Origin of the sequence: Ensifer sp. NM-2, assembly GCF_003024455.1 — a bacterium.
In the GTDB taxonomy this organism is placed as follows: domain Bacteria; phylum Pseudomonadota; class Alphaproteobacteria; order Rhizobiales; family Rhizobiaceae; genus Ensifer; species Ensifer canadensis.
The window spans coordinates 1-25,859 of the sequence record NZ_PVZR01000020.1; the positions used below are offsets into that span (position 1 = coordinate 1).

Annotated in this window: 22 protein-coding genes; 14 read left to right on the plus strand and 8 right to left on the minus strand. The window is 62.9% G+C overall.

Going from position 1 to position 25,859, the window contains the following annotated elements; all coding sequences use genetic code 11:
- The first annotated feature begins 488 nt into the window (after positions 1–488).
- From C6558_RS29435 to C6558_RS29460, 6 genes are all read left to right on the plus strand, one after another.
- Complete coding sequence (locus tag C6558_RS29435) at positions 489–1,715, plus strand: ABC transporter substrate-binding protein (protein ID WP_025425374.1); 1,227 nt, start codon at positions 489–491, stop codon at positions 1,713–1,715.
- A 78-nt stretch (positions 1,716–1,793) separates the two neighbouring features.
- Positions 1,794–3,425 (plus strand): ABC transporter permease, encoded by a 1,632-nt coding sequence (locus C6558_RS29440; protein ID WP_051509141.1) that lies wholly within the window; start codon positions 1,794–1,796, stop codon positions 3,423–3,425.
- Positions 3,426–4,091 (plus strand): ATP-binding cassette domain-containing protein, encoded by a 666-nt coding sequence (locus C6558_RS29445; RefSeq protein ID WP_025425372.1) that lies wholly within the window; start codon positions 3,426–3,428, stop codon positions 4,089–4,091. It abuts the gene before it with no gap.
- On the plus strand, positions 4,088–6,547 hold the full coding sequence (hrpB, locus tag C6558_RS29450) for an ATP-dependent helicase HrpB (RefSeq protein ID WP_025425371.1): 2,460 nt from the start codon (positions 4,088–4,090) through the stop codon (positions 6,545–6,547). Before C6558_RS29445 ends, hrpB begins: the two co-directional genes overlap by 4 nt.
- 40 nt (positions 6,548–6,587) lie before the next feature.
- Positions 6,588–7,892, plus strand: a complete 1,305-nt coding sequence (locus C6558_RS29455) for an ActS/PrrB/RegB family redox-sensitive histidine kinase (RefSeq protein WP_025425370.1) — start codon at positions 6,588–6,590, stop codon at positions 7,890–7,892.
- Between the two features lie 83 nt (positions 7,893–7,975).
- Positions 7,976–8,560, plus strand: a complete 585-nt coding sequence (locus tag C6558_RS29460; protein WP_025425369.1) for an ActR/PrrA/RegA family redox response regulator transcription factor — start codon at positions 7,976–7,978, stop codon at positions 8,558–8,560.
- Here C6558_RS29460 and C6558_RS29465 read toward each other — a convergent pair whose 3' ends face one another.
- Complete coding sequence (locus C6558_RS29465; RefSeq protein ID WP_025425368.1) at positions 8,561–9,100, minus strand: MmcB family DNA repair protein; 540 nt, start codon at positions 9,098–9,100, stop codon at positions 8,561–8,563. It lies immediately after the preceding gene.
- A 183-nt stretch (positions 9,101–9,283) separates the two neighbouring features.
- On the opposite strand from C6558_RS29465, the gene C6558_RS29470 reads away from it, so the two are divergent.
- Both C6558_RS29470 and C6558_RS29475 read left to right on the plus strand, forming a co-directional pair.
- The gene (locus C6558_RS29470) at positions 9,284–9,973 is read left to right on the plus strand and encodes a L,D-transpeptidase (protein ID WP_025425367.1); all 690 of its coding nucleotides are present in this window, start codon (positions 9,284–9,286) and stop codon (positions 9,971–9,973) included.
- 269 nt (positions 9,974–10,242) lie between these two features.
- A complete protein-coding gene (locus tag C6558_RS29475; RefSeq protein WP_057206497.1) occupies positions 10,243–12,180 on the plus strand; it encodes a methyl-accepting chemotaxis protein in 1,938 nt (645 codons plus the stop codon).
- 134 nt (positions 12,181–12,314) lie between these two features.
- Here the strand turns inward: C6558_RS29475 and C6558_RS29480 are convergent, their stop codons facing one another.
- Together C6558_RS29480 and C6558_RS29485 are read right to left on the minus strand one after the other, a co-directional pair.
- On the minus strand, positions 12,315–14,486 hold the full coding sequence (locus C6558_RS29480; protein ID WP_025425366.1) for a malate synthase G: 2,172 nt from the start codon (positions 14,484–14,486) through the stop codon (positions 12,315–12,317).
- A 115-nt stretch (positions 14,487–14,601) separates the two neighbouring features.
- A complete protein-coding gene (locus C6558_RS29485) occupies positions 14,602–16,605 on the minus strand; it encodes a hydantoinase/oxoprolinase N-terminal domain-containing protein (RefSeq protein WP_025425365.1) in 2,004 nt (667 codons plus the stop codon).
- 144 nt (positions 16,606–16,749) lie between these two features.
- On the opposite strand from C6558_RS29485, the gene C6558_RS29490 reads away from it, so the two are divergent.
- Positions 16,750–17,370, plus strand: a complete 621-nt coding sequence (locus tag C6558_RS29490) for a hypothetical protein (protein ID WP_025425364.1) — start codon at positions 16,750–16,752, stop codon at positions 17,368–17,370.
- On the opposite strand, the gene C6558_RS29495 is transcribed toward C6558_RS29490, so the two are convergent.
- From C6558_RS29495 to hslV, 5 genes are all read right to left on the minus strand, one after another.
- Positions 17,324–18,718 carry a cytochrome P450 gene (locus tag C6558_RS29495; RefSeq protein ID WP_025425363.1) on the minus strand — a complete coding sequence of 465 codons (1,395 nt, stop codon included), beginning with the start codon at positions 18,716–18,718 and terminating at the stop codon, positions 17,324–17,326. The two genes, C6558_RS29490 and C6558_RS29495, sit on opposite strands and share 47 nt — an antisense overlap.
- A gap of 74 nt (positions 18,719–18,792) precedes the next feature.
- Entirely contained in the window at positions 18,793–19,737 is a 945-nt protein-coding gene (locus tag C6558_RS29500) for a DUF1402 family protein (RefSeq protein WP_025425362.1), read from the minus strand.
- Between the two features lie 217 nt (positions 19,738–19,954).
- Positions 19,955–21,259: an ATP-dependent protease ATPase subunit HslU gene (hslU, locus tag C6558_RS29505; protein WP_025425361.1), complete on the minus strand. Its 1,305-nt coding sequence runs from the start codon at positions 21,257–21,259 to the stop codon at positions 19,955–19,957.
- Positions 21,256–21,777: a GNAT family N-acetyltransferase gene (locus C6558_RS29510; RefSeq protein WP_025425360.1), complete on the minus strand. Its 522-nt coding sequence runs from the start codon at positions 21,775–21,777 to the stop codon at positions 21,256–21,258. Before C6558_RS29510 ends, hslU begins: the two co-directional genes overlap by 4 nt.
- A complete protein-coding gene (hslV, locus tag C6558_RS29515; protein WP_025425359.1) occupies positions 21,767–22,324 on the minus strand; it encodes an ATP-dependent protease subunit HslV in 558 nt (185 codons plus the stop codon). Before hslV ends, C6558_RS29510 begins: the two co-directional genes overlap by 11 nt.
- 223 nt (positions 22,325–22,547) lie before the next feature.
- Here hslV and hisB point away from each other — a divergent pair, with 223 nt between their 5' ends.
- Genes hisB through hisF form a run of 5 tightly spaced genes read left to right on the plus strand, consistent with a single transcriptional unit; the run spans position 22,548 to position 25,851 of the window.
- On the plus strand, positions 22,548–23,156 hold the full coding sequence (gene hisB / locus C6558_RS29520) for an imidazoleglycerol-phosphate dehydratase HisB (RefSeq protein ID WP_025425358.1): 609 nt from the start codon (positions 22,548–22,550) through the stop codon (positions 23,154–23,156).
- A 24-nt stretch (positions 23,157–23,180) separates the two neighbouring features.
- Positions 23,181–23,651, plus strand: a complete 471-nt coding sequence (locus tag C6558_RS29525; protein ID WP_025425357.1) for a DUF2628 domain-containing protein — start codon at positions 23,181–23,183, stop codon at positions 23,649–23,651.
- A complete protein-coding gene (gene hisH / locus C6558_RS29530) occupies positions 23,651–24,301 on the plus strand; it encodes an imidazole glycerol phosphate synthase subunit HisH (RefSeq protein ID WP_025425356.1) in 651 nt (216 codons plus the stop codon). Before C6558_RS29525 ends, hisH begins: the two co-directional genes overlap by 1 nt.
- Positions 24,302–24,332: 31 nt before the next feature.
- Positions 24,333–25,070 (plus strand): 1-(5-phosphoribosyl)-5-[(5-phosphoribosylamino)methylideneamino]imidazole-4-carboxamide isomerase, encoded by a 738-nt coding sequence (hisA, locus tag C6558_RS29535; protein ID WP_025425355.1) that lies wholly within the window; start codon positions 24,333–24,335, stop codon positions 25,068–25,070.
- Between the two features lie 4 nt (positions 25,071–25,074).
- A complete protein-coding gene (gene hisF, locus C6558_RS29540) occupies positions 25,075–25,851 on the plus strand; it encodes an imidazole glycerol phosphate synthase subunit HisF (RefSeq protein ID WP_025425354.1) in 777 nt (258 codons plus the stop codon).
- Positions 25,852–25,859: the final 8 nt, after the last annotated feature.

Sequence of the window (25,859 nt, forward strand, 5' to 3'; positions counted from 1 at the left end):
GTCCCGACCAATCAGCATCCGCCAATCAAGGAAACCTTAAAACGAAGGACATCGTCGCCAGCAGCGCCGCCGCCCTCGTTCAGTGATCGGGCTTATAGACCCCACTCACCGAACACGTCAACAGGCAATCGCAAAAAATCGACAAGATCGAACAACACATTGAAAATACACACGAATTGGAAGCGAGAGTTATCAACAGCCCAGCCGAAACCACCAAACCAGCAAAACCAGAACCAGAATCATTCGCCAATCGGTCGAAAAGCGTTGCCAAGAGCCAGGGAAACGCCGTCGCTCACGCTTACCTCTCCTTAGGAGCTTCGCAAAAAGGCCGCCCACCCGGCGGAAAACGCCCATCTTCACGGCAAACCGTGCTCATCGAGACTGCCGTCGTTTCACCGAAACGTGACGGTCGCCACCATCGGCGCGCATTGACGCCACAGGCGCTTGGCTTACCTTCGCGCCGAAACACGAATGCGGGGGAGTGCAGCATGATCGGATGGGTAAGACGATGGGCAGCGGCGGTCGTCGCCACACTTAGCCTTGCCTGCCCGGCGGCCGCTTTCGACATCGACAACTGGGCTTCGGTCGTTTCCGAGGCCAAGGGCGAGACGGTTTATTTCAACGCCTGGGGCGGTTCAGCCAATATCAATGCCTATATCGCCTGGGCGGGCGAACAGATGAAGGCGCGCTACGGCGTCAACGTCGTGCATGTAAAACTCGATGACACTGCCAAAGCGGTCGCAACCGTGCTTGCGGAGAGATCGGCGGGCAAGGATGCTGCCGGCACCGTCGATCTCATCTGGATCAATGGCGAGAACTTTGCCGCGATGAAGCGGCAGGGCCTGCTCTTCAGCCCCAGCTGGGCAACCCGGCTTCCGAACTGGGCCTATGTCGACCACGAGACGAAGCCGACAATCCTCACCGACTTCACCGTACCGACGGAAGGGCTCGAAAGCCCTTGGGGCGGCGCCAAACTGGTCTTTTTCTATGACAAGGCCCGCACGCCAACCGCGCAGCTGCCCACATCGGCAAAAGACCTGCTTGGCTGGGCAAAGGCCCATCCGGGACGCTTCTCCTATCCGCAGCCGCCGGATTTCGCCGGCTCCTCGTTCTTGAAGCAGGCGCTGATCGAGCTCATCGATAACAGGAGCAAGTTGCTGAAGCCCGTGGACGAGGCAACGTTTCAACAGGATGTGGCGCCGCTCTTTGCCTATCTCGACCAGCTGACGCCGTTGTTATGGCGCAAGGGAAAGGCCTATCCGCAGAACTACCCCGATATGAAGCAGAAGCTGGCCGACGGGGAACTCGACATCATCTTCGCCTTCAATCCCGCCGAAGCTTCGGCGGCTATCGCCAATGGCGAGCTGCCGGACACCGTCCGCTCCTTCGTCTTTTCCGGCGGAACGCTTGGCAACACCCATTTCGTTGCCATTCCCTATAACGCCAATGCTGGTGCGGGCGCGCTGCTGCTTGCGGATTTCCTGCTCTCTCCCGAGGCGCAGTTGCGCAAACAGGACGCCCAATACTGGGGTGACCCGACGGTGCTGGCGATGGTGAAACTACCGGATGCCGACCGTGCCGCCTTTGCAGCCCTCGATCTCGGGGTGGCGACATTGCCGCCCGATCAGCTCGGCCCGGCGCTTGCCGAACCGCATCCCGACTGGATGACGCGGATCGAAACCGAATGGATCCGCCGATATGGCGCCGCCAATTAACGGCGAGTGCCGGCGCCATCGACGGACATCCCTGTGAGGGACGCCCTGCAGCGGGGCATCGGCACAGGTGTGGCGGTCATGCTGTGCCTGCCGGTTTTGGCTGGTCTCGCCGGCACCCTGCTTCCGGCCTTCGGCTACCTGCCCGCACTCGGCGGTACGCAGCTCACGCTCGGGCATTTCGAGGCGCTGGTCGCCCAGCCGCATATCCTGCGCTCGGCTCTGATCAGTCTGGCGGCAGGGTTGATCAGCACGTTTGTCACCCTGATGGTGGTCTGCACCTTTGTCGCGGGTTTCGCCGGAACGCGACCCTTCGCCTTCATCCAGCATCTGCTTTCACCGCTGCTGGCCGTTCCGCACGCCGCATCGGCATTTGCGATCGCCTTCCTGATCGCGCCGTCCGGTTTTCTCATTCGGCTCGCCTCTCCCGAACTCACCGGCTTCGACCGACCGCCGGACTGGCTCGTGCCGAACGATCCGCTCGGGTTGTCGATGATATCCGGTCTTATTGCCAAGGAGATGCCCTTTCTGCTGCTGGTAATGCTGGCGGCACTGCCGCAGCTGCCCGTGGCGAATGCGCGACGTTTGATGTCAGCTCTCGGCTATGGCCGGGTATCGGGCTTTATCATCGCGCTCTGGCCGCTGCTTTATCGGCAGATCCGCCTGCCTGTCTTCGCGGTGCTGGTCTACTCGACCTCGGTGATCGACGTCGCGATGATCCTTGGGCCCCGATTGCCGCCGACATTGCCGGTACGTATCGCCCAATGGCTGGCCGACGACGACATCGGCGCCCGGTTCCTCGCTTCGGCCGGCGCCGTGCTGCAGCTAGCGCTCGGCCTGTTCGCGATCGTGGTCTGGATCGGCGTCGAACGGCTCGGTCGTCTTTGTCACCGGCGCCTGAGCGCTTCGGGAAAACGCCTGAGTGACGACCGACTTCTTCGCCGGACCGCAGCCGTGATCACGACCTTGTCCGCGGCGTTGATCTTTACCGGGCTCGGCCTGCTGGCGCTCTGGTCGATTGCAGGGCTGTGGCCATTCCCTGATAGTCTGCCGACAAGCCTCACCTTCAGAACATGGCAACGCGCCCTTGGAGGGTTCGCCGGACCTCTGGCCAACACTATCATCATCGCCCTGCTGTCATCGCTCCTCGCACTTGCGATCGCCATCGGCCTGCTATCGCGCAGTGCTCACGGCACCGCCGAGCGCTGGTTTCCCGTCTTCCTGCCATTGCTGGTCCCGGAGATCGCCTTCGTGTTTGGATTGCAGATCCTGGCAGCAATGGCGGGGTTTTCGCCGTCGATCGCCACCGTTGCCGCCGTGCATCTGGTCTTCGTTCTGCCCTATGTGCTTCTGTCACTAGCGCCGCCCTGGCGGGCGCTCGACCGGCGCTACGAACAGGTCGCATCGGGACTGGGTAAATCGCCACTCAAGATCCTCATGACCATTCGACTGCCCATGCTGCTTCGCGCCTGCCTGACGGCATTTGCCGTCGGCTTTGCGGTCTCCGTCAGCCTCTACCTGCCGACCGTGCTGATCGGCGCCGGACGGGTGACGACGATCACCACCGAGGCGGTGGCGCTTTCGTCGGGAGGAGATCGGCGCATCATCGGCGTTTATGCGCTGCTTCAGGCACTGTTGCCGTTTCTCGGTTTTCTCATTGCATCGCTCGTGCCGCAGTTGCTATTCCGCCACCGACGGGCAATGAGGATCTGAATGCGAACGCCAGGCAAGACGATGCCTCTGACTTTGTCCGATGTGACGATCCGGCTGGCCGACCGGCTGCTGCTTTCCGTTTCGGCGACGGTCATGCCCGGCGACGTCCTGACGATCATGGGTCCGTCGGGCTCCGGCAAGTCGACGCTGCTCGCCTATATCGGCGGATTTCTCGACCCTGCCTTTACCGCCAGCGGTGCAGTTCTGCTCGGGCAGGACGATCTGATCGCGCTGCGGCCGCAACAGCGCCACACCGGCATTCTCTTCCAGGATCCGCTGCTGTTCCCGCATCTTTCGGTCGGCGGCAACATCGTCTTTGCCATACCCGAGGCGTTCAAGGACCGAGACGTCAGGCGTCGGATGGCAGAAAACGCGCTCGATGAAGGCGGGCTTGGCGGGTTCTTCGACCGCGACCCGGAGACGCTTTCGGGCGGGCAGAAGGCGCGTGTCGCGCTCCAACGCGTGCTTCTCTCCGAGCCGCGCCTGCTGCTGCTCGACGAGCCTTTTTCCAAACTCGACATGGCCTTGCGCCAGCAAACGCGCGAGCTGGTCTTTGCGAAGGCGCGGTCCGCAGGCCTGCCGACAATCCTCGTGACCCATGACCGCGCGGACGCGGACGCCGCCGGCGGTGCGCTCATCCATATCGGAGCGGAGAGACAATCGTGACGCTTACCCTGCCCGCCTTGCCGGTTCGCGAGGTCCTGCCCGAGATCGCCGAAGCTCTCGACAAGGCCCGCTCCGTCGTGCTTTCGGCGCCACCCGGCGCCGGCAAGACGACGCTCGTGCCGCTGTTCCTGCTCGAGCAACCGTGGCTCGACGGCGGCAAGATCGTCCTGCTCGAACCCCGGCGGCTCGCCGCCCGGGCAGCGGCCGGGCGCATGGCGGAGCTACTCGGCGAGAAAGTGGGCGAAACCGTCGGCTATCGCATGCGACTCGACAACCGGATATCGGCCAAGACCCGGATCGAAGTAGTGACCGAAGGCGTTTTTGCCCGCATGATCCTCGACGATCCGGAGCTGGCGGGCGTCTCCGCGGTTCTCTTCGACGAATTTCACGAACGTTCACTCGATGCCGATTTCGGCCTGGCACTGGCGCTCGACGTCCAGTCTGCGCTGCGCGACGATCTCCGGATCATCGTCATGTCGGCAACACTCGACGTCGAGCGCGTTTCAAAACTGCTCGGTGACGCGACCGTCGTCGAAAGCCAGGGGCGTAGTTTCCCCATCGACATCCGCAACCAGGACCGCGGCGGCGAGAGCGTCGAGGACGCAGTCGTGCGCGCCATCGTCGAGGCGCATCGCAGCGAAGAAGGATCGATCCTCGCCTTTCTGCCGGGACAGGCCGAAATCACCCGGACGGCGGCACGGCTTGCCGACCGGTTTACAGCCGATACGACGGTCGTTCCGCTTTACGGAAACCTGACGCAGAAGGAGCAGGATGCGGCGATCCGGCCGGCGCCGAAAGGCACGCGCAAGATCGTTCTTGCCACCTCGATCGCCGAAACCTCGATCACCATCGACGGCGTGCGGATCGTCATCGACAGCGGCTTGCAGAGACTGCCGGTCTTCGAAGCGTCGACCGGCATCACCCGGCTTGAAACCGTGCGCGTCTCGCGTGCGTCGGCCGATCAGCGCGCCGGCCGAGCCGGGCGAACGGAGCCGGGCATTGCCATCCGCCTCTGGCATGCCGGCCAGACTGCAGCGCTTGCGGCCTTCACGCCGCCGCAGATCCTGGCCAGCGATCTTTCCGGACTGCTGCTCGACATGGCGCACTGGGGCGTCACCGATCCCGCAGCGCTTGCCTTCATCGACCCACCGCCGGAAACGACCCTGATGGAAGCGCGAAAGCTGCTGAGCGAGCTTGGCGCGCTCGATGGTTTCGGCGCGCTGACCCCAAGGGGACGCAAGATCCGTGATCTGGCCCTGCCGCCGCGCCTTGCGGCCATGGCGGTTTCGGCGGCCGAGGAGGGCCAGGGCGAGGCGGCCTGTCTGCTCGCGGTCATGCTGACGGAGCAAGGCCTTGGCGGCAACGCCATCGACCTGGAGGACCGGCTGCGCCGCTTTCGCCAGGAGCGCGGCGAGCGCGCCGAAGCCTCGCGCAATCTTGCCCGCCGCATGGCGGCGGAACTCAAAGGGGCGCGAAAGTCGAGCGAACCGGTCCAGCCCGGCGCCTTGCTGATGCACGCCTTCCCGGACCGCATCGCGCTTCAGCGCGGTGGCCGTGGGCGGTTCGTGATGGCAAACGGCCGTGGGGCCGAGATCGCCGAGACCGAGCGCCTCGCTGCGGCAAACATGCTTGTGATCGCCGACCTCACGGGCCGCGCCGGCGGCCAGCGCGTGCTGGCGGCGGCCGAGCTTTCGCGCGCCGACGTCGACGCGCATATGCCCGAAGCGATCGTGCGGGAAGAGCAAAGCGTCTTCGACCGGGCGAGCCGCCAGGTGCGCGCGCGCCGCGTCACCCGGCTGGGTGCGATCATCTTCGAGGAGGCGCCGCTTCCAAGACCGACTGGCGAAAGCGCAGCACGCGCGCTTGCCGATGGCGTTCGCCAGCTTGGACTGGCGGTCCTGCCGTTTTCCAAGGAGGCGATGCAACTGCGCGATCGCATCGGTTTCCTGTATCGCTCGCTCGGCGAACCCTGGCCGGACGTTTCCGACGCAGCCCTGCTTGCGACGCTCGAGGACTGGTTCGTTCCGTTTCAACACGGCGTCACCGCTATCGCCGACATCAAGGCCGGCGCGCTTTCCGAAGGATTGCTGTCGCTGGTCCCGCACGACCGGCAGCGGGAGCTGGCAAAACTGGCACCGACGCATTTCGAGGCGCCGACGGGACAACGGCATCCGATCCACTATGACGGCGACGAACCGCTTCTCTCCATCCGGGTGCAGGAACTCTTCGGGCTCAAAAAACACCCTGCTATCGGCGATGGCCGGCTGCCGCTGCTGCTCGAACTGATTTCGCCCGGCCGGCAGCCGATCCAGACCACGCGTGACCTGCCGGGTTTCTGGGCCGGGTCGTGGCGGGATGTCCGGGCCGACATGCGCGGGCGTTATCCCAAGCACCCCTGGCCGGAGAACCCGGCGGAGGCCGCGCCGACGACACGGGCAAAACCGCGTGGTACATGAGGCAATACCCTTGACGGGGGCCATAGGAACAAGAGCAGGCATGACGGCAGTGGCACTGGAACACAATGATCCGACTTCGAACAGAAGCCTGCGCCTGCAGACGCTCATTCGCCTGCGCTGGCTTGCGGTCGGCGGCCAATCGATCGCCGTCATCATCACAACGCTGTGGCTGCAGTTTCCGCTGCCCTTGCTCTTGTGCCTGGTGCTGATTGCCACATTGGCGCTGGTCAACACCTACCTCACCCTGCGCTTCCCCCCGACGCACCGGTTGCGACCGCCGGCCGCATTTGCCTTGCTCGGGCTCGATCTCGCGCAGCTGACCGGCCTGCTCTTCATCACCGGCGGGCTTGCCAATCCGTTTGCGCCGCTGCTTTGCGTTCCGGTCATCATTTCCTCGGCCTCGCAGCCGAAGCCGCACAGCATCGTTCTTGCCGGCCTTGCGGTCATCGGTGTGACCGTCCTTGCCTTTTCGCCGTTCCCGCTGCCCTGGTATCCCGGCACGCTTCTCTTGATGCCGCGGGTGCTGACGGCCGGCATCTGGTTCGCGATCGTGTCGATGACGGCCTTTGCCGCGTTCTATACCTACCGCGTCTCGCTCGAAGCGAGCGAACTGTCGGAGGCGTTGACGGCGACCGAGCTCGTGCTCCAGCGTGAAAAACACCTTTCGCAGCTCGACGGCCTGGCGGCGGCCGCTGCCCACGAGCTCGGCACGCCGCTTGCCACGATCAGTGTCGTTGCCAAGGAAATGGAGCGTGAGCTCGGTGACGACCCACGCTTCGGCGAGGACGTGCATCTGCTGCGCAGCCAGAGCGAGCGATGCCGCGACATTCTCAAGCGGCTGACGACGCTGTCCTCCGAAAGCGAAGAGCATATGCGGCTCTTGCCGCTATCCTCGCTGGTCGAGGAAGTGATGGCGCCGCACCGCGAGTTCGGCATTCACATCAATCTTGTCGAAAAGGGTGACAAGGCATCGGAGCCGGTCGGCAACCGCAATGCGGGCATTCTCTACGGGCTCGGCAATCTACTGGAAAATGCGGTCGACTATGCCAAGCAGGAGGTGACCGTGACGGTCGAGCACACCGCCGACCACGTCAAGGTGACGATTGCCGATGACGGCGATGGATTTGCCCCCGATATTCTGATGCGCATCGGCGAACCCTATGTCACGCGCAGGCAGAAGGATGACAGCGCCGGCGGCCTGGGGCTCGGCCTGTTCATTGCCAAGACCCTGCTCGAGCGGTCCGGCGCGCGCCTACGCTTCGAGAACGGCGGCGCCGATCGCCCCGGCGCCAAGGTCAGCGTCGAATGGCCGCGTGCGCTGATGGACACGAAACTGGCGAAATGACGTTTGGCAGTTTATTGAACGGGATGACAGGAAACCTATAATCTCGGTGAAAACGTCCCGTTTTTCGCCCAAGGATTGCGAGAATGACCGAAAAATCGACAGCTTCGCCCAGCACGCACGCCCAGGACGCCGAACTGATCGGACCGGACAGAACGCTGCTGCTCGTCGACGATGACGCGCCGTTCCTTCGACGCCTCGCCCGCGCCATGGAAGCGCGCGGCTTTACCGTCGATATCGCCGAGTCCGTTGCCGAAGGCATCGCCAAGGCGAAGGGCAACCCGCCGAAATACGCCGTCATCGATCTGAGGCTCGGCGACGGCAGCGGCCTCGACGTAATCGAGGCGATCCGCAGCCGCCGTGACGACACCCGCATGATCATGCTTACCGGCTACGGCAATATTGCAACGGCCGTGAATGCGGTGAAGCTCGGCGCGGTCGACTACCTCGCCAAGCCTGCCGACGCCGACGACATCTTCGCAGCACTGGTGCAGCGCCAGGGCGAACGGGTCGAACCACCGGAAAACCCGATGTCGGCCGACCGGGTGCGGTGGGAGCATATCCAGCGCGTCTATGAGATGTGCGAGCGCAACGTGTCGGAGACGGCGCGTCGGCTCAACATGCATCGCCGAACGCTGCAGCGGATCCTGGCAAAACGCGCGCCGAAGTAGTCAACCCTCGGCTGACCCGTCGCGGGAGCCGGAAACGATATCGCGAATGGAGTTGCCGAGTTCGCCATTGCGCTCGGCAGCCCACTCCGCCAGCATCAGCCGTTGTGCGGCGGTGCGGGCAAAGAGCTGCAGCACGGACTTGCGGGTTGCCGGTGCAAGCCGGTGTTCCGGTGCCTCGCGAATGATGTGTCCGTCGTAGCCATCCGACAGCAGCAATCCACAATCATCCGGAAAGATATCGAGCGGGACGTCACCATGGGTGGCGAAGAACAGCCGGTCGCAGTGCTGCCGATAATCAGGCCATTTGCGATCGACGCGGAAATCCTCGATCGACGTCTTGATCTCGACGATCCAGATTTCGCCCTTCGCCGACAGCGAGATGAGATCGGCACGCCGGCCGCTGGCGAGCGTCAATTCCGGCAGCACCGCGTGGCGCAATTCCGTGAAAAGCCGCTGAACCCCGCGGCGCACCATGAGCGCGCGATTCGATTGTCGACCGTCCACGAGAGGGTTGTCGTCATGGATAGAGAGAATTGTCATTCGTCTAGACTCTCGTCTGCCACCGCTTTTGTTGCAAAAAAGCCAGCGTCACGGAATTTACACTTTCCCGCCGCCTTGTTGCCACGCAATCCCTTGCATAGCAGCAACTAATCGAAAATAACCGTTGTCACTGATGGTCGGGCCGACCCAGTTTTTCTTCGCTTCTTATTTTAAGAGACTCCTATGCGCTTCCGCAATGCCTTCCTCCTGTGCAGCCTGGCGGCGACACTCGCCGTAGCCGGCTGCTCGACAACTTCGACCAAGTCCGAGACGGCAAGCGGTGAGCCTGCTCCCGTTGCGGAACAGGTCGCTTCGGATCAGATCTTTTCGGGCAATTATGGCGCAGTTGAGGATCACGGTTACGCGCTCCCTGCAGTTCCGATCAACAAGGTCGATGGCCGCTTCCATCGCCAGATCGTCGATTATTCGACGAGCGAGCGTCCCGGCACCATCGTCGTCAACACCCCGAACCGGTTCCTCTACTACGTGCTGCCCGGCGGCAAGGCCGTTCGCTACGGAATCGGCGTCGGCAAGGCCGGCTTTGCATGGGAAGGCGAAGCCTATATCGCCTGGAAGCAGGAATGGCCGATGTGGCACCCGCCGAAGGAAATGGCGGAACGGAAGCCGGAAGTGGCCAAGTATGTCGAGGCAGGCATGGGCCCGGGCCTGAAGAACCCGCTCGGCGCTCGTGCACTCTATCTCTTCAACGACCAGGGCAAGGACACGCTGTTCCGCCTGCATGGCACGCCGGAATGGTCGTCGATCGGCACGGCCGCTTCGTCGGGCTGCATCCGTCTGATGAACCAGGACATCATCGATCTCTACTCCCGCGTTCGTCCGGGCAAGAACGCACGCGTGGTCGTTCAGCAGTAAAACGCGACCAGGATCATGCAATCAGAAAGCCGCCGGATTCCTCGGCGGCTTTTTTGTTGGCCGAACGTCCGCGACGATATTTCCTCGACGTCGCTACGCAGAGTTGCCCCGCTTCCGGTGCTTCAAACCAGGGTGGCTGGCTTCCGGTTCCGTTGCGATTATTTGTTCAAAAAACGCGCAAGAAGGCCTGAAATTCAGCGCCTTATTAAGTAAGGATTATCTAATTAATTAAAAAGTGTGGCCGAGAGATACCTAACCAAGGGACCGCCATGCTGATCAAGACCAAGCTCCTGAGTGCGATTGCACTGTTGTCACTCATCGCGATCGGCATTGCCGTCTACAGCCAGCATGCGCTTGCCGAAAACAGCGCGACGATGGATGCGGTCTATGCCGACCGTATCGTTCCCTTGAAAAATCTGAAGGCAACATCGGACGCTTTTGCCGTCTCGATCGTCGATGCGGCGCACAAGGTGCGCAACGGAAACGAGACGATGGAGGCCGGTCTTGCCTCGGTCAACGACGCCCGGCAGGTGATAACCGCCAATTGGGACGCCTATGTCGCGACCTCTATGACACCGGAGGAGCAGAAGCTTGTCGAGAACGCCAAGCAGCAGATGGTGGTCGCGATGGACTCGATCGCAACGCTGACGAAAATCCTGTCTGAGCGTGATTCTGCGGCGCTCGACAGCTTCGTTCGCACCTCGCTTTACGAAACCATCGATCCCTTGACCGAGACCATCTCGGAAATTTCCGACCTTCAGGTGCACTTGTCGGACAAGGTCTTTCAGGAACAGCATCGCGAATTCGAAACGGTGCGAGCTGTCAGCATCGGCATCATCCTGCTCGTTCTCGCGCTGGCTGCTGGAACCTACCTGGTGGTTTCACGTGGCGTCATCGGTCCGCTCGCCAGGCAGATCGGGGCGATGCGCAAGCTGATCGACGGCCATCTCGAAGACGACGGATCGAATGTGACCGGCAAGGACGAAATCGCCGAGATGGCCCGCGCCATCCAGTCGTTCCGGGAAGCGGCCCGATCCAACCTTCGTCTGCAGGCCGAGGCCGAGGAAAGCCGCCGCAATGGCGAAGCGGAACGCACGCGGATGCAGGACGAGGCCGAAGAGGCCGCGCAGCAGAAATTGATCCAGGCGACGTCAGGCCTTGCGACCGGCTTGCAGCGGCTGGCCGACGGCGATCTCGCCGTGCGGCTGGAGGAACCCTTCTCCGCAGAGTTCGAGCAGTTGCGTCACGACCTCAACAAGGCCGCCGCGCAGCTCAACGATGCCATGCTCGCCGTCGCTGACAGCGCCGGCAATATCGGCATGGGCACCCGCGAAATCAGCCAGAGCGCCGACGACCTGTCGAAACGCACGGAGCAACAGGCGGCATCCCTGGAGGAAACGGCAGCGGCCCTCGACCAGATCACCGCCAATGTCAGCAATTCCTCGCGCCGGACGGAGGAAGCCCGCGACGTGGCAGGCGAAGCAAAGACCAGCGCGACGCAGTCGGCCGTCGTCGTGGCCAATGCCGTCGAGGCGATGCGGCGGATCGAAGAATCATCCAGTCAGATTTCCAGCATCATCGGTGTGATCGATGAGATCGCCTTTCAGACCAACCTTTTGGCGCTGAACGCCGGCGTCGAGGCAGCGCGGGCGGGCGACGCCGGCAAGGGATTTGCGGTCGTGGCGCAGGAAGTGCGCGAACTGGCGCAGCGTTCGGCAAAGGCAGCCAAGGAAATCAAGGAACTGATTCGCAGCTCCAGCTCCGAAGTCGAGAGCGGGGTGCGGCTGGTGCGCGACACCGGCGAGGCGCTCAAGACCATCGAGGCGCACGTCATCACCATCAACGAGCATATGGCTGCCATCGCCACCTCGGCCCGGGAACAGTCGGTAGGGCTGGCCGAGGTCAATACCGCCGTCAACCAGATGGATCAGGTGACGCAGCGCAACGCCGCCATGGTCGAGGAGGCGAATGCCGCGTCGGCGACGCTTGCCCAGGAAGGCACGAACCTTCGCGCCCTGATCGGAAGGTTCCAACTTTCCGGGGAAACCCGTGCCGCGGCCAAGCCAGAGGCGCGGCGGACGCCGCCCCGCGCCGTCACGCCCCAACAGCACGCGAACATCGGAAACCGACCGCCTGCGGTACGATCGGCTGGGTATGCGGTGCAGGGCAACGCGGCCTTGTCCACCGAAGGCTGGGCCGAGTTCTGATCTACAGCGTTTCCGCCCCAAACGGAGGCACGGAAACGCCCTATGTCTTTGGTTTTTCGCGTTTCCGGACGGAAAACCGCTTCGCAGTTTTCCTGGAAAGTCTCCGGCGTTGATGAAGCCCGGCGCCGCCTTGATCAGGCGGCCAGCCGGGCCTTCAACTCGCGGCGACGGCGATGCAGGACCGGTTCGGTATAACCGTTCGGCTGCTCGCGGCCCTTGAGCACCAGCTCGAGCGCTGCCTGGAAGGCAATCGAGCCGTCAAAATTGCCGGCCATCGCTGCATACTGTGCATCATCGGCGTTCTGGCCGTCGACGACGGCGGCCATGCGCTCCATCGTCTCGACCACCTGCGCCTCGGTGACGACGCCGTGATGCAACCAGTTCGCCATGTGCTGCGCCGAGATGCGCAGAGTGGCACGATCCTCCATCAGGCCGACATTGTTGATGTCGGGCACCTTGGAGCAACCGACGCCCTGATCGACCCAGCGCACGACGTAGCCGAGAATGCCCTGCGCGTTGTTATCGAGCTCGCGCTGGATTTCCTCTGGCGTCCAGTTCGGACGGGTCGCGACCGGAACCGACAGTATATCGCTGAGCTTGGCCCGTGCCCGGCTCTTCAAGCCGGCCTGAACGTCGGCGACATTGACCCGGTGATAATGCGTAGCGTGCAGGGTCGCAGCCGTCGGCGACGGCACCCAGGCGGTATTGGCACCCGCCTTCGGGTGGGCGACCTTCTGCTCCAGCATCGCCGCCATCAGGTCCGGCATGGCCCACATGCCCTTGCCGATCTGCGCATGGCCGGAAAGCCCGCATTCGAGACCGATGTCGACGTTCCAGTTTTCGTAAGCGCCGATCCAGGCGGCCTGTTTCATGTCGCCCTTGCGGATCATCGGACCGGCTTCCATCGAAGTGTGGATCTCGTCGCCGGTGCGATCGAGGAAACCGGTGTTGATGAAGACGACGCGTTCGCGCGCGGCGCGGATGCACTCCTTGAGATTGACCGTCGTGCGGCGCTCCTCGTCCATGATGCCCATCTTCATGGTGTTGGCGGGCATGCCGAGTGCCGCCTCGACGCGCGAGAAGATCTCGCAGGCGAAAGCGACTTCTTCCGGCCCATGCATCTTCGGCTTGACGACATACATTGAGCCGTCGCGGGAGTTCATGCGGCGGCCGCCCTGGCCGATATCGTGCAGAGCGATCAGCGCGGTTGCCATCGCGTCCATGATGCCTTCCGGCACCTCGTTTCCGTCGCGATCAAGGATAGCCGGATTCGTCATCAGGTGACCGACGTTGCGCACCAGCATCAACGAGCGGCCTGGCAAGGTCAGCGTGCCCCCACTTGGCGCCGTGTAGACGCGATCGGCGTTGAGGCGGCGCATGAAGCTGCGGCCGCCCTTGGCGACTTCCTCCTCGAGATCGCCCTTCATCAGGCCGAGCCAGTTGCGGTATACGACGACCTTGTCTTCGGCATCGACCGCCGCAACCGAATCTTCGCAGTCCATGATGGTGGTGATCGCGGATTCGAGAATGACGTCGGAAATATGAGCCGGGTCATCCTTGCCGATCGGAGTCGTCGCATCGAGAACGACGACGGCATGCAGATTGTTGTGCCGGAGAACGATCTGCGACGGCGCTTCGTGCGAACCCGCAAAGCCGGCAAACTGCTCGGAGTTGCGAAGCGTCGTCTTCGCTCCGCCCGCAAGCGCAACCGAAAGGCTGCCGGAAGCAATCTTCAGCGACGCAACATCCGCCCAGCTGCCGCTTTCCAGCGGCGCGCTTGCATTGAGGAAGTCGCGCGCCCAGGCAATGACCTTGGTGCCGCGCTTGGGATTGTAGCCGCGTCCCTTTTCCGCACCGCCTTCGTCGGAAATGGCATCGGTGCCGTAGAGGGCGTCATAGAGCGAACCCCAGCGTGCGTTGGCGGCGTTGAGGGCATAGCGTGCATTCATGACGGGAACGACGAGCTGCGGACCGGCGATCGTAGCGATTTCAGGATCGACATTATCAGTCGAAACAGAAAACTCGGGGCCCTCAGGCAGGAGATAACCTATCTCCTTCAGAAAGCCCTGGTAGGCTTCGAGGTCGCTCGGCGCGCCATTTTCGCGATACCAGGCATCGATCCTGGCCTGCAGATCGTCGCGCTTGGCAAGCAAGGCGCGGTTCTTCGGCGCGAGGTCATGGACGATCTCCGACAGCGCGGAAAAAAACCGCTCGGCGTCGACGCCGGTGCCCGGCATCGCCTCGTCGACCAGAAAGCCATGCAGACCTGCATCGATCTTCAATCCGTATTTCTCAATGCGGTCCATCTTTTTACTCCTTGAAACAGGCCACTCGCGCGCGTGAAAGGCCGGCAGTTTCTCACCAATTCATTCCCTGTCAATTCAGCAAGGATGCGAAGAATTATTTCCAAAATCGAAAAGATCAGCCATGGGCAATGCGCGGCCTGCCGCTCGCCGACGCGATGAAACGTGCCTCGACCAGCTTGCGGCTTCCTTCGACCTCGGGAGCGTCGATTTCTTCTCGCAGCATCGAAGCCGGCTCGTCGGCACCGTTGGTGCGTGCCGCCTCAAGCGCCATCGTCTCGGCGCGACGGCGGGCCGCTGAAAAGGCCTGGTCCTGATCGAGAAAACGCTCGCTCACCCCTGCTCCGTTGACGATGAAAATGCCCTCTTCCGGCGTGGTGACGAACACGGTGACGGTTGCCCGCACCTGGCCGACAACCGCACCGATGGCATTTGCGACATCGGCCTCATCAGGGATGGATGGCTCGGTGCCAAGCATGTCGGCAATAGCGGGATAATAGACCGGGGCCGAAGCCCCCAAACCGACGAGCGGGCGATCGAGACCGATCGAAAACCGCACGATACCAGGCGCGCGGGTCAGAGCACGATCGACTGCCTGCGAGACCGCCGGGTCGATGGCCCCTGCCCCGTCTTCGCCGAGACAGGCCTGCAGGATGACTTCGCACGATTGGCGCGTGACGCGATCGACGATCATCTCGGCCATCGCCTCGGCAGATGCAGCAATCGGCTGGCCGGAGCCGTCGCGGATGCGCGCTGCCAGTTCGATGCCGAGACGGGCAGCCTCGACGCTCCATTGCGACTGCCTGCCGAGCACATGCATTGCATCGGAGGGCGTCAGGCCGCAGATATGCACCAGGCCGCGTGCCACCAGCCGGTCCAGCGTTGCCCGCTGCGGCGTCGAGGTCAGCAGGTTTTCAAGCGAGATCGGCACTGTGCCGATGCGCTCGTAGAGCGCCTGCTCCTGTGGCTGCAGACCGCTCGCCAGATGGTCGGGTAGACCGGTGCGAACAGCCAGGCGGCCGTTGTTGCGGCCGGCATGTTGCGCCCGCAGTTGTTTTTCCAAAACGGACAGCACCGCATCGCCATGCAGCGCCGCCGCGAGGCTGAGCGGCATCAACCGCCTCGGCCCAAGGTCGATCTTCGCCTTCAGCCCACGATCATTGATGCGGACCTCCGAATCGCCGCCAAGGCCATAGGTGCGCATCGCCACCGCCTCGACCATGGTGCGGAAACCGCCGACCACCGCACCTTCGCCATCGAGCCGCGGACGACCGCGGTCAAGTACCGCGACATCCGTCGTCGTGCCGCCGATATCCGAGACCACGGCATTGTCGAGGCCGGTCAGGTGCCGCGCACCGACAAGGCTGGCGGCAGGGCCGGAAAGGATCGTCTCGATCGGCCGAAGTCTTGCCTCCTCGGCCGAGATCAAGGCGCCATCGCCGCGCACAACCATCATGGGCACATCGATGCCGCGGGACTTCAAAAAGCCCTCGCACGAGCCGATCAGGCGATCGATCATCGAGACGAGCCGGGCGTTCAGCAGTGTCGTCAGCGCCCGGCGCGGGCCGCCGAGCTTGGACGAAAGCTCATGGCTGCAGGTAACCGGCAGATGCGAGACTTCGCGGATGCGGTCGCGCACCCGCTTCTCGTGATCCGGATTGCGGACGGCAAAATAGCCGGCGATCGCAAAGGAGGAAACCTGATTGGCCAAGGTCGGCAGGGCCTCATCGAGCGCGGTCATGTCGAGCGGCGTCTCGCCGCCGTGAACGTTGTGACCGCCCGGCAGGAAGATCACCGGATCGGAGCCGAGCGCATCCTGCAGCCCGTCACGCTTGAGATCGTCTGGCCCGAAGCCGATCATCACCAGGCCGGCACGGCCGCCCTGGCCCTCGACGAGCGCGTTGGTCGCAAGCGTGGTCGACAGGGATACGAGGCCGATGGCGGAAGCCGGGACGCCGGCCTTCTCCAAGACGGATTCCACCGCGCCGGAAATCCCGACGGCCAGATCGTGGCGGGTCGTCAGCGCCTTTGCCTTGGCGACGACACCCGCCGTTTCGCTGAAGAGAACGGCGTCGGTGTAGGTTCCGCCGGTATCGATGCCGAGAAGAAAATGGGACGTCAATTCAAGCCAGTCCAGTGTTTCGGCCCGGGGTAGCGCCGGGTTCAATGGGGATCGATCCGGTGATATGACATATTGGAAGAGAAGGCCATCGTGTCGCGGACATTCGCAGTCAGCAGAGCGACACGATACGAACGGGGGTGCGGCATGACGTTTTCCAGAGCTTCGGCAGTCGCCGGCATTCTTGCGGCAGGTCTGCTCTTCGCCCAGCCGGGCGGCGCGCAGGACGCCGTGGAGGAGGAATACAAGCCGCAACTGCCCGACGTCTCGATCTACAAGGCGATGCTCGACGCCAACAAGCAGACCGGGTGGATCCAGTTTCGCAACTACGACGACCGGCAGCTGATCTATTTTACCGCGCTGCAGACGATGCATTGCCGGCTATCGGAAATCCGCTACTCGATCAACTCGGACGCTCTCGACAAGCGCTTCCCCTTGGCAAAATGCAATCCGCAGATCCCCTTCAACCTGCCCGCCGACGAAACGGCCGAGTATGTCTACATCTCGCTGCCCGCAAACGAGGCCAAGACATTGACGATCCAGGCGGTGTGGGACGACGGTGCCGGCAGCGAGATCGTCGTCTACAAGCCCTGCGACAATGTCGGGGATGCGACCTGCGCCGCGATCAAGACCATCAAGAAGCCATCGAAGCTGTTGCCGCAGCCGATGCCGGCGGATTCGCCGGTGCGTGGCGTGCAATCGGCTATTCCCGGCAAGACCTTCAGCGAGCCGAAACCCGCATCGGCAAGCCGCCCCGCGGTTGAGTAGTCAGCCTCTGCACCGGCCAGGGCCGGGTCTCGTCGGTGACGTCGAAACGGAACCGATGCATCAGGACGGCAAGCGCAATGACCGCCTCCTGCAGCGCGAAGGTCGCGCCGATGCAGATGCGCGGTCCGGCGCCGAAAGGCAGATACTGAAAACGATGCAGCTTCTCGCGGTTTTCCGGCAGGAAACGCTCGGGCATGAAGGCGCGCGGCCGGTCCCAGTAGAGCACGTGACGGTGCAACGTCCACGGCATCACCAGAACCGCGATGCCCTTGGGTATCCTGACGCGCTCGCCGGACGGTGACGTCCATTCGTCCTCCTCGATGGCGGCGCGATTGATCGACGGCGCCGGCGGGTAGAGACGCATCGCCTCCTCGAAGGCCGCCAGCACATGCGGCATCAGGTTCAGCCATTCGACCGGTTCGGCACCGCTCTTGAGCACGGTGTCGATCTCCGCCTCCATCGTCTCGCGGAAAGCCGGCGTGTTGGCGACGCAATAGAGCGTCCAGGCCAACGCCCGGGCAGTGGTCTCATGCCCGGCGCCGATGAAGGTGAGGATATTGTCCTCGATCTCTTGCGTCGAAAGGCCGTTTGCGCCCTCCGTCTGCAGCAGCAATGTGAGGAAATCGTTGGGCGTGCCTGCTGGGTCCGTCGCCATGCGCTGGCGCCTCATCGCCATCGTTTCCGAGACGATCGACCGGAACCGGTTCATGACCTTCTTGCCGCCGATGCGGGTCAATCGCGGCAGCCATTCCGGCGCCAGCAGGATATCCATCGGATCGACGCGCCCCATGCGGTGCAGAAGCTCTTCGACACTCTGGACGAAGCCCTCCCTTTCGACGGCGACCTCACCGGAAAACAGCGTTTCCGCCAGGATATCGAAGGTCAGTTCGGTCATGTCGCTGGCGACATTGGTGGTGAACGGCTTCACCTTCGCGTGCGCGTAGCGTTCGACGAACTCTTCCGACCGGCGCAGCATCTGCCCGGCGAATCCCTTGGCGTGGCGCGGGGTAAAAACCGGCGCAATGGCCTTGCGCGACCGTTTCCAGATCTCGCCTTCGGCCGTCAGAAGACCGTCACGCAGGATCGGGCGGAGGATCAGCCGCCGAACCTTCGACATCTCATAGTTGCTGACGTTTTCGACGAGGATATAGCGGATGAGGCCGGGATCGTTGACGATCAGGGTGCGCTGCGTGATGAACTTGGTCTCGATCCACGGCAGCGTGTAGGACGGCTCGCCCCAGAGTTCGAGCGGATTGCGCAGAACAGTCTTGATGATCTTCAGGTAGGACGGCACGCCGACCCGAGGAATGGGAGCCGGTGGTTCGAAGGGCTCCGGACGCATGTCCATGGTGATAGGCCTTTCTCGATTGCGCCAGGATTTCAGGTTTTTACGGCGCAATCAAGGAAAGTGCTTCACATGAATCACAACAGGCCTTCGAGCTCCACGAGCTTGTCGTTCACCAGCCAGCCGTAATAGTTTTCTTCGGGCCACTGGGTCTCGCCGCCCTGGTTCCTGGCGGCAAGGGCTGCTGCGCGTTGGTCCGGATTGCCGACATTGTAAAGCGTGGCGGTGACGCCGGGATTGCCTGAAATATCGACGCCGGCGATCGACTTGTAGACGTCGATCGAGTGGCGGATCGAGGCGGCCATATAGGCGAGCGAGACATCAGGATCCATGATCGCCTCGTAGACCCCGGCGGCGTTGTTCTCGTCGAGCCGTTCGTAGCCCGACGTCTTCGAGACGATATCGGTCAGCATCAGGGCGGTCAGCGGATTGATCTGCCCGAGGCCAAAGGTCTGGCCGGCAAAGAACGGCTGGAAGAAAACGGCGCTGAAACGGTTGTTCGGGAAGGACTTGCCGTCGACGGACTTGCCGCGGAATTCGCTGTCCCAGACCCGCTCGCGGCAGCTCCACAGCGAATAGGAGCTCTTCTTTCCGGTGCAGTCGGCAAATTGCGGGCGGGCGACGAACTCAGCCACCGTCTCGCCGTCATAGCCGAACTGGAAGCTGTTGCCGGCATAGGCTGCAGCCTTGACGTAGTAGGACTGCAGCCGATCGTAGGCATCGACATTGTAGGTATGTTCGCCGACGATGGCGCCGATCATGTGGATCGGTGCGATGCCATAGGCGCGCGACGTCGACTTGATCTTGCTGATCAGCTGCCGGTCATTGGCGAGCAGATCCCGCACCTTCTCGAATTTGGCATCGAAGGACGTGCGGCCGGCCTTGGTGCGGCGAACGGATGCGCCCGGGATGCCGGGTTGTTCGACGTTCCGGTTGCCCGGCGGAACAACATTGGCCGCCATCGTCTGGCCTGCGGTCAGGCAAAACGTGGCAATAGCGAGCATGCAGGCGGTAAAACGCACGATCTCTTCTTCCTATGAACGGTGGAGACGCCCTATCCGGCGGTGCGGCTCCTACGACAGGATCGTGTCGGAAAGATGCCTCCGGCCACGATCGATTGCGGTTTCCGTGTTAGAAAAAATGAAGGCGCCTGTCGAGAGACAGGCGCCTTGCATCTTCACGGTTGCCTGACGGCAAAGGATTGCCGCCACCTCCGCGTTACAGGATGCAACGCGTGCGTCACAGGATGTAACGCGACAGGTCGGTGTTGGCGGCGAGATCGCCGACGTGCTTGCGCACATATTCGGCATCGATCGTGATAGCCTGGCCAGCGCTATCCGGCGCATTGAACGAGATTTCATCCAGCACGCGCTCCATCACCGTCTGCAGCCGGCGGGCGCCGATGTTCTCGACGCTCGAGTTGAGCTGGACTGCCACGTCGGCAAGCGCATCGATGGCATCGTCGGTGAAGTCGAGTTTCACTTCTTCCGTCTCAAGCAGAGCCTTGTACTGACGGATGAGGCTCGCCTCGGTCTCCGTCAGGATGCGGCGGAAGTCTTCCTTGGTCAGGGCACGCAGCTCGACGCGGATCGGCAGGCGGCCCTGCAGTTCGGGCAGAAGATCGGAAGGCTTCGACACATGGAAGGCGCCCGAGGCGATGAAGAGAATGTGATCGGTCTTTACCGGTCCATACTTGGTCGCAACCGTCGTGCCTTCCACCAGCGGCAGCAGATCGCGCTGAACGCCTTCGCGCGATACGCCGGCACCCATGCCGCCTTCACGCGATGCGATCTTGTCGATCTCGTCGAGGAAGACGATGCCGTCGTCCTCGACCGCCCTCATCGCCTCGCGCTGGATCTGCTCGTTGTCGAGCAGCTTGTCGGACTCGTCGTTGACGAGCACCTCATAGGAAGCCTTGACCGTCGTCTTGACCTTCTTGGTGCGTGCGCCCATCGCCTTGCCGAACATTTCCGACAGGTTGAGTACACCGATATTGGCGCCCGGCATGCCCGGAATTTCGAAGCCGCCCGGCGCGCCGGTCTCGGCGATATCGACCTCGATCTCCTTGTCGTCCAGTTCGTTGGCGCGCAGCTTCTTGCGGAAGGAATCGCGCGTTGCCGGCGAGGCCGTGGCGCCGACCAGCGCGTCAAGCACCCGCTCCTCGGCATTCTGGTGCGCCCTTGCCTTGACCTCCGCCCGGCGCTTTTCGCGCACGAGACCGATGCCGACCTCGACGAGGTCGCGGATGATCTGTTCGACATCGCGGCCGACATAGCCGACTTCGGTGAACTTGGTCGCCTCGACCTTGACGAAGGGTGCACCGGCAAGCTTTGCCAGACGGCGGGAGATTTCCGTCTTGCCGACACCGGTCGGCCCGATCATCAGAATATTCTTCGGCATGACCTCGTCACGCAACTCGTCGCCGAGCTGCTGGCGCCGCCAGCGGTTGCGCAGCGCAATCGCCACCGCGCGCTTGGCGTCGTTCTGGCCGATGATGAACCGGTCGAGTTCCGACACGATTTCCCTAGGTGAAAAAGTACTCATGTATTCCTCTCAAACTCGGTCCGCGTCAGCTCCATCAGGAGTGTGCGGCCGGACGCATCTATCCATTCGCCAAAGGGCACGAAGCCAGCTTTCGCATAGGCCCTCACGGCCCTTCTGTTGCCCGCATCGGGGTCGATCACGATCCGTGGTGCGCCGGCGGCAAAAAGCGTCTGCGCAAAGGCCCTCAAGGCCAGCGACGCCACGCCTTTTCCGGTCATCTCCGGCGGGCCGATGAAGATATCGACGCCGGGGACATCGCCGGGCAGATCCTTCGCCCACGGCTCTTCGTCATATTCGGACGGTGTCCAGGACTGGATGTAGCCGGCGGGCTCGCCGGCTACATGGAAGATGAAGCCATCCACTTCGCCCGTGGCGCAGCCGTCGCGGATCAACACGACTTCCTTGTCCGGATCACCCCACCATTGCCGCACATGCGGCTCGCTCAACCAGGCATGCAGCATCGGCAGGTGGTCATCGGCCACCCGTTCGAAGCTGACATGAACCTGGTCAGTTGCCATCCAGCGTCTCCACCACGATATTGTGGTTGGTATAGACGCAGATGTCGCCTGCGATCTCGAGCGCCCGGCGGGCGATTTCTTCGGCCGACTTGTCGCTGTCCATCAGGGCGCGGGCCGCGGCAAAGGCATAGTTGCCGCCCGAGCCGATGGCGATCGTTCCATGTTCCGGCTCCAGCACGTCGCCATTGCCGGTAATCGCCAGCGTGATCGACTTGTCGGCGACCAGCATCATCGCTTCGAGATTGCGCAAATACTTGTTGGTGCGCCAATCCTTGGCGAGTTCCACTGCCGCGCGCATCAACTGGTCGGGATATTGCTCCAGCTTGGCTTCGAGCCGCTCCAGAAGCGTGAAGGCATCGGCCGTCGCCCCGGCAAAGCCGGCGATAACGTCGCCCTTGGCGAGACGCCGTACCTTGCGGGCATTGCTCTTCATCACCGTCTGGCCAAGGCTGACCTGGCCGTCGCCGGCCATCACCACCTTGCCGTCCTTGCGCACCGTGATGATGGTGGTCGCATGCATCGTTCCGTAGGGATTGTGTTCACTCATTGAAGATACCTGTCGGCCCCAGAACCAGGGGCGTTGGGGGCTCGAACGAGCCTGGTTGCTTGGAGCCTATGTAAGTGCGCCTTACGCGATTGCAAATCCCGGTGAGCCACGCAGTTGACCGTAAATCGGGCGCCTGCCCGAATCGTTCGAATCTCAGCCGCGGTTCTGGATATTTTCCGCCTCCCCTGATAAGGAGCGGCTCCAGCGCATACAGGAGAGCCTGATGGCAGAAGCCACGTCCAGCCGCACCGGCCAAGTTTCGCGAAAGACGAATGAAACGGCCGTGTCCGTATCCGTCAATATCGATGGAACCGGAACGTCGAAGATTGCGACCGGAGTCGGCTTCTTCGACCACATGCTGGACCAGCTTTCCCGACATTCGCTGATCGACATGGACATCAAAACCGATGGCGACCTCCATGTCGACGATCACCACACTGTCGAAGACACTGGCATTGCCATCGGCCAGGCCATTGCCAAGGCGCTTGGCGACCGGCGCGGCATTACCCGCTACGCCTCGCTCGACCTTGCCATGGACGAGACGATGACGCGCGCGGCGGTGGATGTGTCCGGCCGGCCGTTCCTTGTCTGGAACGTCGCCTTTACCTCACCGAAGATCGGCACGTTCGACACCGAACTGGTGCGCGAATTCTTCCAGGCGCTCGCCCAGAATGCCGGGATCACGCTGCATATCCAAAATATCTACGGCGCCAACAACCATCATATCGCCGAGACCTGCTTCAAGTCCGTCGCCCGCGTGCTTCGCACGGCAACCGAAATCGACCCGCGCCAGGCCGGACGCGTTCCCTCGACCAAGGGTACGCTTGCCTGAGCGGTCATTATCTGGCTGATGACCATGGCCTCTTACATGATCCTGACCCCGCCGGGCGCCCGCGCCGACGATGACCGAGCGCGTTTCGTCGCCGACGGCTTCTCGTGGGGCGCCTTTCTGTTTCCGGCGCTCTGGCTTTTCGCCAAGCGCATGTGGCTCTTCGGAATCGCAGTTGCTGTTCTGCAGATTTTGTTAATCTCTCTGTCGGTGATCGGTGGCGGCCTCCTGGCAGCGCTGCTGTTGCATCTGGCGCTCGGCCTCATGGTCTCGCTGGAAGGCCCTGTTTTCATCGCCCGCCGCCTGATCGCCCGCAACTGGACGGTGCGCTCGATCGTGCCGGCGCGCGATCTTGAGACCGCCGAGGAAATCTACTTCGCAAACGTGGCCCCGGCCGACCGAAAGGCAGCGGAGCGGCCATCTGTCGACTGGCCGAGACAGGCGCCGGCAAACACCGGCCCGGGTCTTGGGCTTTTTGAATCCTACGGAGAACGCTGATGCGCGTCGCCATTATCGACTATGGATCGGGCAATCTGCGCTCGGCAACGAAGGCTTTCGAACGGGCAGCGCGGGAAGCCGGCATCGACGCAGAGATCGACCTGACGGACAGGCCCGAGCGGGTGGCGACCGCCGACCGCATCGTCCTGCCGGGCGTGGGCGCCTATGCCGATTGCCGTCGCGGCCTTACGGCCGTCGACGGCATGGAGCAGGCACTGACCGAGGTCGTCGAAGAGGCCGGTCGCCCGTTTCTCGGCATCTGCGTCGGCATGCAGCTGATGTCGTCGCGCGGCCTGGAAAAGACCACGACCCACGGCTTCGGCTGGATCCCCGGCGACGTCGTAGAAATGAGGCCGGCGGATCCGTCGCTGAAAATCCCACAGATCGGCTGGAACACGCTGCGGCTTGCCCGCACGCACCCGCTGTTTGACGGCATCCGCACCGGCGACGACGGCCTGCACGCCTATTTCGTGCACTCCTACCATCTGGCCGCGGAAAATGCCGGCGATGTTGTGGCCGAGGCGGATTACGGCGGCGCCGTCACCGCCTTCGTCGCCAATGGCAACAAGGCCGGCTCGCAGTTCCATCCGGAAAAGAGCCAGGCGCTTGGCCTTGCCCTCATCTCGAATTTCCTGCGTTGGAAGCCCTGAAGGCTCCGGCGACCTCTGATCGGATAGATACATGATCCTTTTTCCCGCTATCGACCTGAAAGACGGGCAATGCGTGCGCCTGAAGCTCGGCGACATGGAGCAGGCAACGGTCTACAACCCGGATCCGGGCGCCCAGGCGCGCGCCTTCGAGGAGCAGGGTTTCGAGTGGTTGCATGTGGTCGACCTCAACGGTGCCTTTGCCGGCGAGACCGTTAATGGTGCTGCCGTCGACGCGATCCTCAAGTCGACCAAGAACCCGGTCCAACTCGGCGGCGGCATCCGTACGCTTGACCATATCGACAACTGGCTGTCGCGCGGGCTTGCCCGCGTCATCCTCGGCACCGTCGCGGTGCGCGACCCGGCACTGGTGATCGAAGCCTGCCGAAAATTCCCGGGCAAGGTCGCCGTCGGCATCGACGCTAAGGGCGGCAAGGTTGCGGTCGAGGGCTGGGCCGAGGCGTCGGAACTCGGCGTCATCGAGCTTGCGAAGAAATTCGAGGGTGCCGGCGTATCGGCGATCATCTACACCGACATCGATCGCGACGGCATTCTCACGGGCATCAACTGGCCTTCGACGCTGGAGCTTGCCGATGCGGTTTCGATCCCGGTGATCGCTTCGGGCGGTCTCGCTTCGATGGATGATATCCGGCGAATGATCGCCCCGGATGCGGCAAAACTTGAAGGCGCGATCTCCGGCCGTGCGCTCTATGATGGCCGCATCGACCCGCAGGAAGCCCTGGCGCTGATCCGCGCCACGAGAAAGGCATGAGCCGATGACCCTCAAAGCCCGCGTTATCCCCTGCCTCGACGTCAAGGACGGTCGGGTCGTCAAAGGGGTCAACTTCGTCGACCTGATCGATGCCGGCGACCCGGTGGAGGCAGCCCGCGCCTATGATGCGGCCGGAGCGGACGAGCTCTGCTTCCTCGACATCACCGCCTCGTCGGACAACCGCGAAACCATCTTCGATGTGGTGGCGCGCACGGCCGAGCAGTGTTTCATGCCACTGACCGTCGGCGGTGGCGTGCGTCAGGTGGCCGATATCCGCAAGCTGCTTTTGGCAGGCGCCGACAAGGTGTCGATCAACACGGCGGCGGTGAAGAACCCGGAGTTCGTCGCCGAAGCCGCCGACAAGTTCGGCAACCAGTGCATCGTCGTTGCGATCGACGCCAAGAAAGTCTCGAAGGACGGCGAAGAGAACCGCTGGGAAATCTTCACCCATGGCGGCCGCCAGACGACGGGCATCGATGCGGTGGACTTTGCCCGGCGCGTCGTCGATCTCGGTGCCGGCGAAATCCTTTTGACCTCGATGGATCGTGACGGAACGAAGAGCGGCTACGATATCGCGCTCACCCGGGCGGTTGCCGATGCGGTGCGTGCGCCGGTCATTGCGTCCGGAGGCGTCGGCACGCTCGACCATATGGTTGCCGGCATCCGCGACGGCCATGCGACGGCGGTTCTGGCCGCTTCGATCTTCCACTTCGGCACCTATAGCATTGGCGAAACCAAGCGCTATATGGCCGAACATGGCATCGCCATGCGTCTCGATTGAGTTTCAGG

What these genes read in the sequence shown, in the direction of transcription:
- C6558_RS29440 (WP_051509141.1), top strand. Translation starts at nt 1,794, where the DNA reads ATGCTGTGCCTGCCGGTTTTGGCTGGTCTCGCCGGCACCCTGCTTCCG.
- C6558_RS29495 (WP_025425363.1), bottom strand. Translation starts at nt 18,718, where the DNA reads ATGGACATGCGTCCGGAGCCCTTCGAACCACCGGCTCCCATTCCTCGG.
- C6558_RS29480 (WP_025425366.1), bottom strand. Translation starts at nt 14,486, where the DNA reads ATGGACCGCATTGAGAAATACGGATTGAAGATCGATGCAGGTCTGCAT.
- hisH (WP_025425356.1), top strand. Translation starts at nt 23,651, where the DNA reads ATGCGCGTCGCCATTATCGACTATGGATCGGGCAATCTGCGCTCGGCA.
- hisB (WP_025425358.1), top strand. Translation starts at nt 22,548, where the DNA reads ATGGCAGAAGCCACGTCCAGCCGCACCGGCCAAGTTTCGCGAAAGACG.
- C6558_RS29525 (WP_025425357.1), top strand. Translation starts at nt 23,181, where the DNA reads ATGGCCTCTTACATGATCCTGACCCCGCCGGGCGCCCGCGCCGACGAT.
- C6558_RS29445 (WP_025425372.1), top strand. Translation starts at nt 3,426, where the DNA reads ATGCGAACGCCAGGCAAGACGATGCCTCTGACTTTGTCCGATGTGACG.
- hslU (WP_025425361.1), bottom strand. Translation starts at nt 21,259, where the DNA reads ATGAGTACTTTTTCACCTAGGGAAATCGTGTCGGAACTCGACCGGTTC.
- hisA (WP_025425355.1), top strand. Translation starts at nt 24,333, where the DNA reads ATGATCCTTTTTCCCGCTATCGACCTGAAAGACGGGCAATGCGTGCGC.
- C6558_RS29465 (WP_025425368.1), bottom strand. Translation starts at nt 9,100, where the DNA reads ATGACAATTCTCTCTATCCATGACGACAACCCTCTCGTGGACGGTCGA.
- C6558_RS29490 (WP_025425364.1), top strand. Translation starts at nt 16,750, where the DNA reads ATGACGTTTTCCAGAGCTTCGGCAGTCGCCGGCATTCTTGCGGCAGGT.
- C6558_RS29460 (WP_025425369.1), top strand. Translation starts at nt 7,976, where the DNA reads ATGACCGAAAAATCGACAGCTTCGCCCAGCACGCACGCCCAGGACGCC.
- C6558_RS29470 (WP_025425367.1), top strand. Translation starts at nt 9,284, where the DNA reads ATGCGCTTCCGCAATGCCTTCCTCCTGTGCAGCCTGGCGGCGACACTC.
- hslV (WP_025425359.1), bottom strand. Translation starts at nt 22,324, where the DNA reads ATGAGTGAACACAATCCCTACGGAACGATGCATGCGACCACCATCATC.
- C6558_RS29475 (WP_057206497.1), top strand. Translation starts at nt 10,243, where the DNA reads ATGCTGATCAAGACCAAGCTCCTGAGTGCGATTGCACTGTTGTCACTC.
- C6558_RS29455 (WP_025425370.1), top strand. Translation starts at nt 6,588, where the DNA reads ATGACGGCAGTGGCACTGGAACACAATGATCCGACTTCGAACAGAAGC.
- hisF (WP_025425354.1), top strand. Translation starts at nt 25,075, where the DNA reads ATGACCCTCAAAGCCCGCGTTATCCCCTGCCTCGACGTCAAGGACGGT.
- C6558_RS29435 (WP_025425374.1), top strand. Translation starts at nt 489, where the DNA reads ATGATCGGATGGGTAAGACGATGGGCAGCGGCGGTCGTCGCCACACTT.
- C6558_RS29510 (WP_025425360.1), bottom strand. Translation starts at nt 21,777, where the DNA reads ATGGCAACTGACCAGGTTCATGTCAGCTTCGAACGGGTGGCCGATGAC.